Origin of the sequence: Streptomyces sp. NPDC047853, assembly GCF_043204535.1 — a bacterium.
GTDB lineage: Bacteria > Actinomycetota > Actinomycetes > Streptomycetales > Streptomycetaceae > Streptomyces.
Map to the genome: position 1 here is coordinate 99870 of NZ_JBIDCI010000001.1, position 15059 is coordinate 114928.

The window sequence follows — 15059 nt, forward strand, 5'->3', positions numbered from 1 at the left end:
AACAGCAGCGTTCACGACAGGGAGCGAGGGACGGACGTGCCGGAACCGACCGTCGGTGGTGTGAGCGCCGGTGACGTACCGGCCGCCGAAGTGCCCGTCGGCCTCGCCGCGGACCACTTCCAGTCCTACTCGGTCGTCGGGCTGCTCGCCGTCGTCGGCGTGCTCTTCGTCGCCGTCGCCTTCGGCGCCGGCCGCCTGCTGCGGCCCGTGGTCCCGACGCCCGAGAAGCTCCTGACGTACGAGTGCGGCGTGGACCCCGTCGGCGAAGGCTGGGCCCACACGCAGGTCCGCTACTACGTCTACGCCTTCCTCTACGTCATCTTCGCCGTCGACTCGATCTTCCTCTTCCCCTGGGCGACGGTCTTCGCCGATCCTGGATACGGAGCGACGACCCTCGTGGAGATGTTCGTCTTCCTGGGCTTCCTGGCCGTGGGCCTGCTCTACGCATACAAGAAGGGCGTCCTGTCGTGGACGTGAACCCCTCCTCCGAACCCGTGCCGCTCCCCGAGCCCCAGAGGCTGGGCGCGCTCTCGCGCCTCGCCCCGGAGCCGATGAAGGTCGTCCTGAACTGGGGCCGCCGGTACTCCCTGTGGGTCTTCAACTTCGGCCTCGCCTGCTGCGCCATCGAGTTCATCGCCGCGTCGATGGCCCGCCACGACTTCATCCGGCTCGGCGTCATCCCCTTCGCGCCGGGTCCGCGCCAGGCCGACCTGATGGTCGTGTCCGGCACGGTGACCGACAAGATGGCGCCGGCCGTCAAGCGCCTGTACGAGCAGATGCCCGAGCCGAAGTACGTCATCTCCTTCGGCGCCTGCTCCAACTGCGGCGGCCCCTACTGGGACTCCTACTCCGTGACCAAGGGCGTCGACCAGATCATCCCCGTCGACGTCTACGTCCCCGGCTGCCCGCCACGCCCCGAGGCGCTGCTCCAGGGCATCCTCAAGCTCCAGGAGAAGATCGCCCGGGAGTCGCTGGGGGAGCGGTACGGCACCTCGCCCCGTCCGTCGACCGCCGCCCTGCAGAGCGACCTCGTGCGACCGCCGGCGCCCGACGCGGGGGAGGCCCGATGACCGCCGGCTGGCTGCCCGCCGACACCGAGGAGCTCTTCGGCACGGAGGCCACGGCCGAGGAGTCCTACGACGTCCTGACCGTGGACGTGCCGCCGGCGTCCTGGATCTCCGCACTGGAGACCGCGCGCGACCGGCTGGGCTGCACCTACTTCGACTGGCTCAGCGCGGTCGACGAACCGGGCACCGGCTTCCGCGTCGCGGCGCACGTCGTGGCGCTCGGGCCGGTACGCCGGCTGCTGCTGCGTACGACGGTCCCGCACGAGGCCCCGGCCCTGCCGACCGCCGTCGGCGTGTACGCGGGCGCGGCCTGGCACGAGCGCGAGACCCACGAGATGTTCGGCGTCACCTTCGCCGACCACCCCGGGCTGGACCACCTGCTGCTCCCGGAGAACTTCGAGGGCCACCCGCTGCGGAAGGACTTCGTCCTCGCCGCCCGCGTCGCCAAGGCCTGGCCCGGGGCGAAGGAGCCGGGGGAGTCCGACCACGGTGGCCCCCGACGCCGCCAGATGCTGCCACCCGGTGTCCCCGACCCCAACGAGTGGGGCCCGCTCAAGGGCCAGCTCCCTGCCGCTCCGTCCCGCCCGGCGCGCGGCGCGGGCCGCGCCGCGGGAGAGCGCCCCGCCCGCCCGGCAGGCGACCGCCCGGCCCGCCGGACCCGCACAGCCACCGAGGGCTCCGCCAGCCAGACGGGAAGCGCCGAGGCTCCGTCGACGCCTCGCCGTTCGCGCACGGCGGCGGAGGGGTCGGCCAGTCAGGCGGCGGCGGGTGCAGGGGCTCCGGCTGGGGCTCCGTCGGCGCCTCGTCGTTCGCGCACGGCGGCGGAGGGTTCCGCCAGTCAGACGGCCGCACCGGACGAGGGGGCCTCGACCGGTCCGACGGTCCGGCGCGCACGCAGCGCGAGCGAGGGCTCCGCATCCCAGCGGCCCACTTCGGACGCTCCCTGGCACCACGCCCGCCCCGCCTTCGACGAGGCCGGCGAAGCTGAGGAGGCCGAGGGGGCCGGGGAGACCGGGGAGGCTGAGACGGCCAGGAAGAGCGAGGAGACGGAGACCGAGGAAATCGGGAAGGCCGGGGAGGCCGGGGGAGGCAAGGAGACGCACGGGGCCGAGCACGATGCGCGTCGTCCCGGCGCCGGCGCCGCTGCCTCGGACGAACCCGACACTCCCGCGAAGCCCGCTGCCGCGGACGAACCCGACGGCTCAGGAACCACCTCCCCGGACCGCCGCCCGCACTCCCCGAACCGACCCGACTCCCCCGGAGGAACGCAGTGAACGACGCGCTCGACGTCGCCCTGCGACTCCTGATCGTCTTCGTCGTCTTCCTCACCTTCCCCCTGATCGTGGGTCAGACCGAGCACAAGGTGATGGCCCACATGCAGGGCCGCCTCGGCCCGATGTACGCGGGCGGCTTCCACGGCTGGGCCCAGCTCGTCGCCGACGGCGTGAAGTTCGCGCAGAAGGAGGACGTGGTCCCCGCCGACGCGGACCGCCGCATCTTCCAGCTCGCCCCCGCCGTCGCCCTGCTGCCGTACCTCCTGGTCCTCCTCGCGATCCCCGTCGGCCCCGGCGAGGGGGCCGTGGGCCAGGTCGTCGACGCCGGTATCTTCTTCGTCCTCGCCGTGATGGGCGTGGGCGTCCTCGGCTCGCTCATGGCCGGCTGGGCCTCCGCCAACAAGTTCTCCCTCCTCGGCGGCCTGCGCACCGCCGCCCAACTCCTCGCCTACGAACTGCCGATGCTGCTCACCGCAGCCTCCGTCGCGATGGCGGCCGGCACCGTCTCCCTCGTCGGCATCCTCGACGCCTTCGAGTGGTGGTGGCTGCCCTGGCAGATCGTCGGCGCGATCGTCTTCTTCGTCGCCGGGCTGGCCGAACTGCAACGCCCTCCGTTCGACATGCCCGTCGCCGACTCGGAGATCATCTTCGGCGCCTACACCGAGTACACCGGCCTGCGCTTCGCCCTGTTCCTCCTCGCCGAGTACGCCGGGATCGTCGTCCTGTGCGGCCTCACCACCGTCCTCTTCCTGGGCGGCTGGCACGGCCCCTGGGGTGCCGACGGCCTCGGCTGGGTGTGGACCCTGCTGAAGACGGCCCTCCTGGCCTTCGTCGTGATCTGGCTGCGCGTCACCTACCCCCGGCTCCGCGAGGACCAGCTCCAGAAACTCTCCTGGACCCTCCTCGTCCCCCTCTCCCTCGCCCAGATCGCCCTCACCGGCATCGTCAAGGTGGTGATCGCGTAACCATGGCCCCCCTTCCCGGCAGCGGCCTGGCCAAGGGCCTGGCCGTCACCCTCCGCACGATGACGAAGAAGACCGTCACCGAGCAGTACCCGGACGCCCAGCCCGAACTGCCGCCCCGAACCCGCGGTGTGATCGGTCTGTTCGAGGAGAACTGCACGGTCTGCATGCTGTGCGCCCGCGAGTGCCCCGACTGGTGCATCTACATCGACTCCCACAAGGAGACGGTGCCGGCGGCGACCCCCGGCGGGCGCGACCGCAGCCGCAACGTCCTCGACCGCTTCGCCATCGACTTCTCCCTGTGCATGTACTGCGGTATCTGCATCGAGGTGTGTCCTTTCGACGCCCTGTTCTGGTCGCCGGAGTTCGAGTACTCCGAGACCGACATCCGCGACCTCACCCACGAGCGCGACAAGCTCCGCGAGTGGATGTGGACGGTCCCGGCCCCGCCCGTCCTCGACCCCGGCGCGGAGGAACCGAAGGAACTCGCCGCCGCCCGCAAGACCGCCGACAAACTGTCCGCGCAACAGGAGGCACCTCCCCAGGAGGCTCCCCCGCAGGAGACGCCCCCGCGGAAGGCACCCCGGCAGGAGGCGCCCCCGCAGGAGGCGCCCCCGCAGGAGGCTCCCCGGCAGGAGGCTTCCCGGCAGGAGTCATCCGCGCCGGAGACGCCCCGCCAGGCGGCCCAGCAGCCGGAGGCCTCGCGGGAGACGCCCGGGGCCACCGAACGGCACGCCGACGAGCAGGCCCGCGCAGCGGAGCAGCCCACCCGCCCGATGGGCGACTCCAAGCAGCAAACGGACCAACCGAGGCCGAACGAGCCCGGACCGCGTCCGGACCAGCAGACGAACCAGCCCGGCCCGCACCAGCCGCAGCCGGGTCGGCCCAGGCCGCAGCCGGGCCGGCCGAGGACGGGCCGGCCCGGGCCGGACCAGCGGGACGAGCCCGACCAGCCCGACCGGGGGGACGAGCCCGACCGGCCCGACCAGCCCGACCGCCGGGACAAGACCCGCCGACCCGACCAGCCGGAACAGGAGGACCGGGGATGACGCCCGCCGCGACCGCCGGCCACCTCGCCGTGCATCCCACGACCCTGGCAGCCGAATCCCACGGCTTCCTCTCCCCGACCGGCGTCGAGATCGCCTTCCTCCTCGTCGGCCTGGTCACCCTCGGCGCAGCCGTCGTCACCGTCACCACCCGGCAGCTCGTCCACGCCGCCCTGTGGCTGGTGGTGGCCCTCGGCGGCCTCGCCGTCGAGTACCTCCTGCTCACCGCCGAGTTCATCGCCTGGGTGCAGGTCCTCATCTACGTCGGTGCCGTCGTCGTCCTCATCCTGTTCGGTCTGATGCTCACCAGGGCGCCCATCGGCCGCTCCCCGGACGCCGACTCAGGCAACCGCTGGGCCGCCCTCACCGTGGCCCTGGCCGCCGCCGCTGCCCTGGTGTGGGTCGTCGTCGACGCCTTCCGCACGACCTGGATCGACCTGGACGGCCCGGCCGCCGGTTCCACCGCCGTGACCGGAGCGAGCCTCTTCCAGAACTGGGTCCTCCCCTTCGAGGCCCTCTCCGTCCTCCTCCTCACCGCGCTCGTCGGCGCCATCGTCCTGTCCCGCAAGGCGAAGGCGGACCGCGCCACCGACCCCGGCCGCGCCACCGACCTCAGCCGCACAGCCGACCCGAGCCCCACGCCCGACCCCGGCCGCACAGCCGCCCCACGCCCCGCAGCCGACCCGAGCCCCACGGCTGCCCTCGGCCGCACATCCGACCCCGGCCGCACAGCCGACCCGGACAGTGCCCCCGAGACAGGCCGCACCCCTGAGGCCGGTCGGCCGACCGCCACGCCGAACGGTGCCGACAAGGCCGGTGACCGCTGATGCACCTCGCCTGTCCCGCCGTCCTCTCCGCCCTCCTGTTCTGCACGGGCCTGTACGGCGTCCTCGCCCGCCGCAACGCGATCCTGGTCCTGATGTCGGTCGAGCTCATGCTCAACGCCGTCAACCTCAACCTCGTCGCCTTCGACGTCTGGCTCAGCAGGACCGCCGAGGAGACCCTGCACTCCGGCCAGGCCCTGACCCTGTTCACGATCGCCATCGCGGCCGCCGAGATCGGCATCGGCCTGGCGATCGTGCTCGCCGTCCACCGCAACCGCGGCACCTCGGACATCGACAAGCTCCGCGACACCGCGGAGGGACACGAGCCGGACGGTCCCGACACCGATTCCCCCGCGACCGGGACGGCCGCCGAGAAGGCTGAGGCCACCGCGTGACCACGACCACCCTCGCCGTCCTCGTCCCTCTCCTCCCCTTCCTGGGCGCAGCCGTCGGCCTTCTGCTGGGCCGTACGGCACCCGGATTCGTCCGCCCGCTCGCCGTCCTGCCGACAGCGGTGGCCCTCGTCCTCGCCGTCCTGGTCGCCACCCGTCAGGGCGGTGACGAGCCCGTGGACGCCGTCACCGAACTGACGCCCACGGGTTCGGTGCCCATCGAACTCGCCCTGCACATCGACGGCTTCGCCGCCCTCGTCGCCGTCCTGGTCGGCTGCGTCGCCACCTGTGTGCAGATCTACTCCACGGGCTACCTGCGCGACGACCCGCGCTACTCCTCGTACGCCGCTCTCGTCTCCCTGTTCACCTCCGCCATGTTCCTCGTCGTCTACTCCGGCGACCTGATGGTGCTGCTGGTCGGCTGGGAGATCATGGGCATCTGCTCGTACTTCCTGGTCGGCCACTACTGGGAGACCCCGGAGGCCCGAGCCGCCTCCCTCAAGGCCTTCCTGGTCACCAAGCTCGGTGACGTCCCCTTCCTGATCGGCCTGCTGGCGCTGGCCACCGAGGCCGGCTCCTTCCGCATCACCGAGATCCTCGGCGCGGTAGCGAGCGGTTCCCTCGACCACCCGACGCTGATCGCCCTCCTCCTGCTGGCCGGCGTGGCGGGCAAGTCGGCGCAGTTCCCGCTGCACACCTGGCTCCCCGACGCGATGGCGGGCCCGACACCCGTCTCCGCGCTGATCCACGCCGCGACGATGGTCGCCGCCGGTGTCTACTTCGTCGCCCGGCTCCTTCCCCTGTTCGAGGCCTCGCGGGCCGCGATGATCGTCCTCGCCGTCATGGCCGCGGTCACGATGGTCGGCTCGGCGCTCGCCGCGCTCGCCCAGGACGACATCAAACGCGTCCTCGCCTACTCGACCATCGGACAGCTCGGCTACATGACCGGCGCCCTCGCCGCCGGCGACCGCGGTGCCGCCGTCTTCCACCTCATCTCGCACGGCGCCTTCAAGGCGCTGCTGTTCCTCGCCGCCGGCGTGATCATCCACGCCGCCGGCACCAACTCGCTGGCCGCCATGTCCCGCATGCGGGGTCTGCGCGACCGCGTCCCTGACGCCTACTGGACGATGACCGTGGCGCTGCTCGCACTCTCCGCGATCCCGCCCTTCAGCGGCTTCTTCTCCAAGGAGTCCGTCCTCGTCGCCGCGGAGCACGTCGCCACCGGTCACACCGAACACGCGCCCGGCGCCGCGGGCTGGACCGTCCTCGTCGCCGGTCTCGTCACGGCCCTGCTGACCGCCGCCTACGCGACGCGCCTGTGGCTGCTGGCCTTCCGCGGCCGGGGCGCCGAAGCCCCCGACCACGGCAGACAGCCGCTCGCCATGAACGCCGTGCTCTGGGTCCTCGCCCTCCCCTCGCTCGCCCTCGGCGGGCTCGCCTTCCGTCTGCTGCCCGACTGGTTCGACGGCCAGGACCTCACCCCGACGCTCACCACCTCCGTGCTCGGTACGGGTGTGGCCCTGGTCGGCGGCATCGTCACCTACGCCGTCTGGCGCCACACCGCGGCGTTCGCCGACCGCCCGCCGCTGGGGGCGGTCGCGGCGCACCCGGAGGGCGACGCCGCCCGCGTGGAGGCAGAGGCCATCGCCAGCCACGAGCCCGCCTACGGAGACATCGCGTACGCCCCCGACCCCTCGGACCCGGGACGGCTCCTGCTGGGCCCCCTTCACCGGCACGCGGCCGTCGGCTTCCACCTGGACGCGGTGTACACCGCGCTCTTCGTCCGGCCGGTGCAGGCAGGTGCGAGCCTCGTCCGGTTCCTGGACCGCGAGGTGGTCGACACCTACGTACGCGGGGCGGGCGCCCTGCCCCGCTGGCTCGGCACCGCCGTCCGCCGGGCCCAGACCGGCAATGTGCAGACCTATGTGAGCGCGCTGCTCGCCGGCACCGTCGTCCTCGCGGTCGCCGCCGTCCTCGTCGCCACGGGAGCGTGAGCAGGCGTGATCGATATCAACGAGTCCCTGATGCAGTTCCTTCTCGCGTTGATCGTCGTCGGCCCGCTGATCGGCGCCGCCGCCGCTCTGCTCCCGGCCCCGCCCGGGCTGAAGGGGAAGTCACCCGAGCAGGCCGTGCTGCGGCACGGCGTCACCGTCACCGGCGTCATCCTTCTCGCCGTGATCGTCCTCGTGCTCGGCTTCGACCACGACCATCCCTCGAAGATGCAGGCCAGCACGGACATCAGCTGGATCCCCGCACTCGACGTGCGCATCCACCTCGGCATCGACGGCATCTCCCTCCCCCTGCTGGTGCTGACCGCGCTGCTGACCTTCCTCTGCGCGCTCTACTCCTACTTCAGGCAGCGGAACGAGCGGCTGACACAACGAGCCCCGGGCCCGAGCCCCAAGGCCTTCGTCGCGCTGCTGCTCGTCCTCGAGTCCGGCACCCTCGCGACCTTCGCCGTTCTCGACCTGATCCTGTTCTTCCTCGCCTTCGAGATGGTCCTCATCCCGATGTACTTCCTCATCGCCCGCTGGGGCGGCGAGGGACGGGCCGCGGCGGCCTGGAAGTTCATCCTGTACACCCTCCTCGGCTCCGTCGTCATGCTGCTCGGCCTGCTCCTGATCGGACTCACGGCGGGCACATTCGACATGGTGGCACTCGCCACTGACAACGGCCGGTCGCTGACCGCATCCGTGCAGGTCATCGCCGTTCTGGCGATCGGGATCGGGCTCGCGGTGAAGACCCCGATGTGGCCTCTGCACAGCTGGCTGCCCGACGCCCACACCGCCGCCCCGACGGTCGGCTCGGTCCTGCTGGCCGGCGTCCTGCTGAAGATGGGTACGTACGGGTTCGTCCGTATCCTCCTCCCGGTCGCGCCGGACGGCTTCGAGACCTTCGCGCCCTACCTCGCCGCCCTCGCCGTCGTCGGCATCATCTACGGCTCCCTGGCCTGTCTGGCCCTGGTCAAGCGGGGCGCGAAGGGCGACCTCAAACGCCTCATCGCCTACTCCTCCGTCGGCCACATGGGCTTCGTCCTGCTCGGCATCGCGACCATGACCCCGACCGGCGTGAACGGCGCCCTGTTCGCCAACATCGCCCACGGCCTCATCACCGGCCTGCTCTTCTTCGTGGTCGGCGGGCTCAAGGACCGCACCGGCACCACCGATCTCGACACCCTCGCCGAGGAGACCGGAGCCGCCCTGTACGGCAGGGCGCCGCGCCTCGGCGGCCTGCTCGCCTTCGCCGCGGTCGCCTCGCTCGGCCTGCCGGGCCTCGCCGGGTTCTGGGGCGAGATGCTGGCGCTCTTCGGCGCCTTCGATCCCCACGAGGGCCTCAGCCGCCCCGCCTTCCTCACCTTCATGGCCGTCGCCGCCTTCGGCACGCTGTTGACCGCCGCGTACATGCTGATCGTGGTCCGCCGTGTCTGCATGGGCGCCGTACCGCGGGAAGCCCCGGCCCTCACCGACGTGCGCACGTACGAGTTCGCCGCCTGGACACCACTCGTCGCCCTCACCGTCGTCGCCGGGCTGTGGCCCAGGACCCTTCTCGGCCTCACCGACCCGGCCGTGCAGCAGCTCCTCTCAGGAGGCACCCGATGAGCTCCCCGGCCCAGTCCCTCGCCCAGGTCCTCTCGCAGGCACCGGCCCAGAGCCTCGTCCAGTCCGTCGACTGGCTCGCCATCGCGCCGCCCACCATCGCCGCGGTCGTGGGGCTCGTCGTCCTCGTGACCGACCTGTTCGTCAAGGACACCCGCAAGCCGCTGCTCGGCTGGATGTCGGTCGCCGGGCTCGCCGCCGCCGCGCTCATGCTGCTGCCCCTGGTGAACGGCGACCGCTCGACGTTCTGCCTGACCGGCGACGCCGACGTCTGCAGCTACACGGCCGACACCTTCACCCTCGCCCTCCAGTTCCTGGTCCTCGGCGGCGCCCTCCTGGCCGCCCTGCTGTCGGTCACCGCCCTGAAGGACGCCGACCGCGGACTCCCAGAGGGCGAGTTCTGGTTCCTGCTGCTCTCCTCCGCGGCCGGCGCCGCCCTCCTGCCCGCCTCCCGCGACCTCGCGACCCTCATCGTCGCCCTGGAGGTCGCCTCCCTGCCCGCCTTCGCCCTCGTGGGCCTGCGCCAGGGAGACCGGCGCTCCTCCGAAGCGGCCCTGAAGTTCTTCCTGTCCTCGGTCACCGCGACCGCGGTCAGCCTCATGGGCATCAGCTTCGTGTACGCCTCGACCGGCACCCTCTACCTCACCCAGGTGGCCGAACGGATCACACACGTCGACGGGCAGCTCACCACCCTCGCGCAGACCGGCGTCGTCCTCACCCTCGTCGGCTTCGCCTTCAAGACGGCCGCCGTGCCCTTCCACTTCTGGGTGCCCGACACCTACGTGGGCGCACCCCTGCCGATCGCGGCCTACCTCTCCGTGGTCGGCAAGGCGGTCGGCTTCTCCGGCCTGATCCTCGTCACGGTCATCGCCCTCCCGTCCTACGCGGACGTCTGGGGGCCGGCCCTGGCGGCGCTGGCCGCCCTCACCATGACGGTCGGCAACGCGGGAGCCCTCCGCCAGCGGACCACGCGCGCGTACAGCGCGGTTCGCCTGCTCGCCTGGTCGTCCGTCGGCCAGGCCGGCTACCTGCTGGTCCCGATCGCCGCCGCCGGATACTCGGACGAGCCCGAGCGGGCGATCGGCTCCACCGTCGCCTACGCCCTCATGTACGCCGCGGTGAACCTCGGCGCCTTCGCGGTCGCCGTGCTCGTCGGCCGTACGCGGCCCCGCAACCGCGTCGCCGACTACCGGGGCCTGTACGCCTCCCACCCGCTGACCGCCCTGCTCCTGGCGTTCTTCCTGCTGTGCCTCGCCGGGCTGCCGCCCGGCATCATCGGCCTCTTCGCCAAGGTCACGGTCTTCTCGGCAGCCGTCGACGCCGGGCTCGGCTGGCTGGCCGTCGTCATGGCGGCCAACGTCGTCATCGCGCTGTACTACTACCTCCAATGGACGGCCCTGCTGTTCCGGACGCCCGAGGACGCGACGGTGAGGCATCGCGTCCCCGCGCCCATCACGGCCGCGCTCACCGTGACCGCGCTCCTGGCGGTCGCCCTCTCGGGAGCGCCCCAGCTGATCCTGCGCTTCGCCGACACCGGCCTCTTCTGAGCGGGGCGGCTTCCAGTACGCGCGCGTGCGGTACCCGCCGCGGCGCGCGGTGTCCGCTGCGGCCGTCACCCGCATGGACCCGCGCGCCGCGGTGAGGGCCGGGGAACTGGCGGTCCTCGCCTGGCGTTGACCAGTACGGAAGGGTCCACTGGACGTGATGCCACGCACCGGTGGCATCGGAGTCCAGGAAGCAACCACAGCGAGCGACACCTGCAAGCAAAGGGTTCCCCTGCTGCACCACTTGGAGGGCGCACCGTGCACCGCCGGCACAACGGGCTCAGGACGGCAGTACTCCTCGGGGGACTGTCGGCGCTCATCATTGTCATCGGCAGCTTCTTCGGCCGAGCAGGGCTCGTCGTCGCCGTACTCGTCGCCCTGGGCACGAACGCGTACGCGTACTGGAACAGCGACAAGCTCGCTCTGCGCGCGATGCGTGCCCGTCCGGTGAGCGAGTTCGAGGCCCCCGGGCTCTACCGGATGGTCCGCGAGCTCTCCACCCAGGCCCGCCAGCCCATGCCCCGCCTGTACATCTCGCCGACGGAGGCACCGAACGCCTTCGCGACCGGTCGCAACCCGCGCAACGCGGCCGTGTGCTGCACCGAGGGCATCCTGCGTCTGCTCGACGAGCGAGAGCTGCGCGGTGTCATCGGCCACGAGCTGAGCCACGTCTACAACCGCGACATCCTGATCTCGTCCGTCGCCGGCGCCCTGGCCTCCGTGATCATGTTCCTGGTCAACTTCGCCTGGCTGATCCCCGTCGGCCGGTCCAACGACGATGACGGGCCGGGTCTGCTGGGCATGCTCCTCATCATGATCCTCGGTCCGCTCGCCGCCACCGTCATCCAACTGGCGATCAGCCGCTCCAGGGAGTTCGAGGCCGACGCGTCCGGCGCCCAGCTGACCGGCGACCCCATGGCCCTCGCGGGCGCCCTGCGCAAGCTCGAGACGGGCACGAAGCAGCTGCCGCTGCCCCCCGAGCCCCGGATCGAGACCGCCAGCCACATGATGATCGCCAACCCGTTCCGCCCGGGGCAGGGGGTCTCGAAAATGTTCTCCACTCATCCGCCGATGGCGGAGCGGATCGCCCGACTCGAAAAGATGGCAGGTCGACAGCAGTGAAGACCATCCTCAACGTCATTTGGCTCGTCCTCAGCGGCTTCTGGCTGTTCCTCGCCTACCTGGTCGCGGGGCTCCTGCTCTGCGTGACGATCATCGGCATCCCGTTCGGCATCGCGGCCTTCCGCATCGGCGTCTACGCCCTGTGGCCCTTCGGGTACACGGCGGTCGAGCGCCGCGACGCGGGGGCGCCCTCGTGCATCGGCAACGTCCTGTGGCTGGTCCTGGCGGGCTGGTGGCTCGCCATCGGCCACATCGTCACCGGTATCGCCCTGTGCGTGACCATCATCGGGATCCCGCTCGGCGTCGCCAACTTCAAGCTGATCCCGGTCTCCCTGCTCCCGCTGGGACGCGAGATCGTGCGCACGGACCAGCCGTTCACGGCCACCGGCACCACGCAGCGGACCGGCTGGTAGAAACCGCCGTTGTCCACAACCGCGGGGTTGTCCACAGGCTCGCCCGGCTGTCAGCGGCGACCTGCACCATGAATGCATGACCGAGAACGAGCAGCCCTCCGCACAAGTGGCCACCGACCCGGGCAACGCCCTCTCCTGGGGACGGAGTTCCCTCCCCGCCCCCGGGCCCACGGCACGTGGCGGGATACGAGAAGGCCGAACGAGGGCCTGAAGCCGGCGCCGGGGGACCGGCTTCCGCATACGCACGGCCACGGACCTGGGGTGGGGGCGGACCCGACCACGCCGTCGGCGTCCACCACCCACGGAACGCCGGACGTCCGGTAGCGCGAACGCCTGCCGCGAGCCCCGGCGCCCGGCCGAGGCACCCCCGCCGGCGTCTACCGCGGGACCCTCCCCCTTCGCCCCCGCGTGCCCCCGTACGCCACCGCGCCCGCGGCCAGCACACCTCCGCCCACGATCACCGAATCCGCCGGAAGGGAGAAGGCGAGCACCAGGCATCCGACGAGACCCAGCGCCGGCACCACCCGCGACGCCCGCGACGTGTCGAGCGTCCAGGCCGAGGCGTTGGCCACCGCGTAGTACGCCAGCACACCGAAGGAGGAGAAGCCGATGGCACTGCGCACGTCCACCGTGGCGGCGAGGATCCCGACCACCGCTCCCACGGCCAGCTCCGCGCGGTGCGGTACCCGGGAACGAGGGTGCACCGCGGCCAGCGCTCCGGGCAGGTGCCGGTCCCGGGCCATGGCCAGCGTCGTCCGTGAGACGCCGAGGATCAGCGCCAGGAGGGAGCCCAGCGCGGCCACGGCGGCGCCCACCCGCACGACCGGAGCCAGCCCCGGCAGACCTGCCTCCCGCACGGCGTCCGCCAGCGGCGCCGTCGCCTCTCCGAGGCCGCCCGGACCCAGCACGGAGAGCACACCCACCGCCACACAGCCGTACACGATCAGCGTGATGCCCAGGGCCAGCGGGATCGCGCGCGGGATGGTGCGCTCCGGGTCCCGGACCTCCTCGGCGAGCGTCGCGATGCGCGCGTATCCCGCGAAGGCGAAGAACAGCAGACCGGCCGCCTGGAGGATGCCGCCCGACACCCCGACGTCCAGCCGACCGGCGTCGGCCCGGCCCGACCCGAGACACACCACCACCACGGAGGCGAGGACCACCAGCACCACTGCCACGATCACCCGCGTCACACGGGCCGACTTCTGGATCCCGCCGTAGTTCACCGCGGTCAGCAGTGCCACGGCCGCGACCGCCACCGAGTGCGCCTGCTCCGGCCAGACGTACATGCCCACGGTGAGCGCCATGGCAGCACAGGAGGCCGTCTTGCCCACGATGAACGACCAGCCCGCGAGGTACCCCCAGAACTCCCCGAGCTGCTCACGCCCGTAGACGTAGGTGCCGCCCGAGGCCGGGTGGCGAGCGGCGAGCCGTGCCGAGGAGGTGGCGTTGCAGTAGGCGACGACGGCGGCCACCGCGAGGCCGAGCAGGAGCCCCGACCCGGCCGCGCGGGCCGCGGGTGCGAGGGCCACGAAGACGCCGGCGCCGATCATCGAACCGAGTCCCACGAACACGGCGTCGCCCACGCCCAGGGTGCGCCGCAGCTCAGGACCGGCAGGTGTCATGCGTCGCACCCTACTGATCGACGCAACCACCAGGAGTGATCGGAACGTCCCCCTGACCAGGAAGACATGAACACCCGCGGAGACCGGCCCGCCGGACGGGACCACGTGGGTACCGGGCGAACGGGCAGGTGCACGGCATGACGATCTTGAGTTGGATCATCCTGGGACTGCTGGCCGGGGCTGTCGCCAAGTTCCTGCTGCCGGGCCGTGATCCGGGAGGGCTCGTCGGCACGACCCTCATCGGCATCGCGGGTGCGTTCATCGGCGGGTGGATATCGGCCCGTTGGCTCGACCACCCGGTCAGCAAGGACTTCTACGACGGTGCCACGTGGGCGGCGGCGATCGGCGGTTCCCTGGTGCTTCTGATCGCCTACCGGCTCCTGTTCGGCAACTCGCGCGACTGACGACCAGGTACGGCACCCGGCCGACGCGAAGGGCGGGCACCCGCGGGCGCCCGCCCTTCCCCGTCGAACGGGACCTTGCCCGTCGTGCTGCGTCGGATCAGCAGGTCACCGGTGGATCACCGGTAGTTCACGAACTGCAGCGCGAAGTCGAAGTCCTGGTTCTTCAGCAGGGCGATCACGGTCTGCAGGTCGTCCCGGCTCTTGGAGGAGACCCGCAGCTCCTCACCCTGCACCTGGGCCTTCACGCCCTTGGGACCCTCGTCGCGGATGAGCTTGGCGACCTTCTTCGCGTTCTCCTGGGAAATGCCCTCCTCGATCGACGCGAAGATCTTGTAGTCCTTGCCGGAGAGCTGGGGCTCGCCCGCGTCCAGCGCCTTCAGCGAGATGCCGCGCTTGACCAGCTTGGACTGGAAGACGTCGAGGACGGCGTTCACCCGGTCCTCGGAGTTGGCCTCCATGAGGATCTTCTCCCCGGACCAGGAGATCGAGGCGCCCACACCCTTGAAGTCGTAGCGCTGCGAGAGCTCCTTGGCGGCCTGGTTGAGGGCGTTGTCGACCTCCTGCCGCTCGACCTTCGAGACGATGTCGAAACTGGAGTCGGCCATGTCCTGTGGCTCCTTGTATCTGGTGCGTGTCGGGCCGCGTATCGGGTCCGTACCGGCATACGTCGGCGACCGCCGGGCCCGCGGGGGCCCTCGGCCGCATCCGGACAAGACTAGCCACCCGCCGTCCCCCGGGTGGCGATCAATCGGGTGGCGAAGCACCCCTCCACATCGGGTATTGTTTACGTCGT

At 71.6% G+C, this 15059-nt stretch carries 14 protein-coding genes and 1 pseudogene; 13 read left to right on the top strand and 2 right to left on the bottom strand.

Annotated features, from left to right (window positions below):
- The first annotated feature begins 36 nt into the window (after positions 1-36).
- The 12 genes and pseudogenes from ACGF5T_RS00470 (at position 37) to ACGF5T_RS00525 (ending at position 12240) form a co-directional block, all read left to right on the top strand.
- Positions 37-477, top strand: a complete 441-nt coding sequence (locus tag ACGF5T_RS00470) for an NADH-quinone oxidoreductase subunit A (RefSeq protein ID WP_392886407.1) — start codon at positions 37-39, stop codon at positions 475-477.
- On the top strand, positions 468-1070 hold the full coding sequence (locus tag ACGF5T_RS00475; protein ID WP_356609142.1) for an NADH-quinone oxidoreductase subunit B family protein: 603 nt from the start codon (positions 468-470) through the stop codon (positions 1068-1070). The genes ACGF5T_RS00470 and ACGF5T_RS00475 overlap by 10 nt, the downstream gene beginning before the upstream one ends.
- The gene (locus ACGF5T_RS00480) at positions 1067-2341 is read left to right on the top strand and encodes an NADH-quinone oxidoreductase subunit C (RefSeq protein WP_366769150.1); all 1275 of its coding nucleotides are present in this window, start codon (positions 1067-1069) and stop codon (positions 2339-2341) included. Before ACGF5T_RS00475 ends, ACGF5T_RS00480 begins: the two co-directional genes overlap by 4 nt.
- A complete protein-coding gene (locus ACGF5T_RS00485; RefSeq protein WP_356609138.1) occupies positions 2338-3306 on the top strand; it encodes a complex I subunit 1 family protein in 969 nt (322 codons plus the stop codon). Before ACGF5T_RS00480 ends, ACGF5T_RS00485 begins: the two co-directional genes overlap by 4 nt.
- 2 nt (positions 3307-3308) lie before the next feature.
- Positions 3309-3839, top strand: a pseudogene (locus ACGF5T_RS00490) (NuoI/complex I 23 kDa subunit family protein); the annotation flags it as partial.
- Between the two features lie 509 nt (positions 3840-4348).
- Positions 4349-5176: an NADH-quinone oxidoreductase subunit J gene (locus ACGF5T_RS00495; protein ID WP_366769151.1), complete on the top strand. Its 828-nt coding sequence runs from the start codon at positions 4349-4351 to the stop codon at positions 5174-5176.
- The gene (gene nuoK, locus ACGF5T_RS00500) at positions 5176-5568 is read left to right on the top strand and encodes an NADH-quinone oxidoreductase subunit NuoK (RefSeq protein WP_366769153.1); all 393 of its coding nucleotides are present in this window, start codon (positions 5176-5178) and stop codon (positions 5566-5568) included. Before ACGF5T_RS00495 ends, nuoK begins: the two co-directional genes overlap by 1 nt.
- Positions 5565-7559, top strand: coding sequence for an NADH-quinone oxidoreductase subunit L (locus ACGF5T_RS00505; RefSeq protein WP_366769155.1), 1995 nt, complete (start codon positions 5565-5567; stop codon positions 7557-7559). The genes nuoK and ACGF5T_RS00505 overlap by 4 nt, the downstream gene beginning before the upstream one ends.
- A gap of 6 nt (positions 7560-7565) precedes the next feature.
- Positions 7566-9164, top strand: a complete 1599-nt coding sequence (locus tag ACGF5T_RS00510; protein ID WP_356609130.1) for an NADH-quinone oxidoreductase subunit M — start codon at positions 7566-7568, stop codon at positions 9162-9164.
- A complete protein-coding gene (locus tag ACGF5T_RS00515; protein ID WP_356609128.1) occupies positions 9161-10708 on the top strand; it encodes an NADH-quinone oxidoreductase subunit N in 1548 nt (515 codons plus the stop codon). Before ACGF5T_RS00510 ends, ACGF5T_RS00515 begins: the two co-directional genes overlap by 4 nt.
- 255 nt (positions 10709-10963) lie before the next feature.
- Positions 10964-11827, top strand: coding sequence for a zinc metalloprotease HtpX (gene htpX / locus ACGF5T_RS00520; protein ID WP_366769156.1), 864 nt, complete (start codon positions 10964-10966; stop codon positions 11825-11827).
- Positions 11824-12240, top strand: coding sequence for a YccF domain-containing protein (locus ACGF5T_RS00525; RefSeq protein ID WP_356609124.1), 417 nt, complete (start codon positions 11824-11826; stop codon positions 12238-12240). Before htpX ends, ACGF5T_RS00525 begins: the two co-directional genes overlap by 4 nt.
- Before the next feature lie 377 nt (positions 12241-12617).
- Here the strand turns inward: ACGF5T_RS00525 and ACGF5T_RS00530 are convergent, their stop codons facing one another.
- Positions 12618-13862: an APC family permease gene (locus tag ACGF5T_RS00530; protein WP_356609122.1), complete on the bottom strand. Its 1245-nt coding sequence runs from the start codon at positions 13860-13862 to the stop codon at positions 12618-12620.
- A gap of 137 nt (positions 13863-13999) precedes the next feature.
- On the opposite strand from ACGF5T_RS00530, the gene ACGF5T_RS00535 reads away from it, so the two are divergent.
- Positions 14000-14266, top strand: a complete 267-nt coding sequence (locus tag ACGF5T_RS00535; protein ID WP_356609120.1) for a GlsB/YeaQ/YmgE family stress response membrane protein — start codon at positions 14000-14002, stop codon at positions 14264-14266.
- 116 nt (positions 14267-14382) lie between these two features.
- Here ACGF5T_RS00535 and ACGF5T_RS00540 read toward each other — a convergent pair whose 3' ends face one another.
- Positions 14383-14871: a YajQ family cyclic di-GMP-binding protein gene (locus ACGF5T_RS00540; RefSeq protein ID WP_356609118.1), complete on the bottom strand. Its 489-nt coding sequence runs from the start codon at positions 14869-14871 to the stop codon at positions 14383-14385.
- Between the last annotated feature and the right edge of the window lie 188 nt (positions 14872-15059).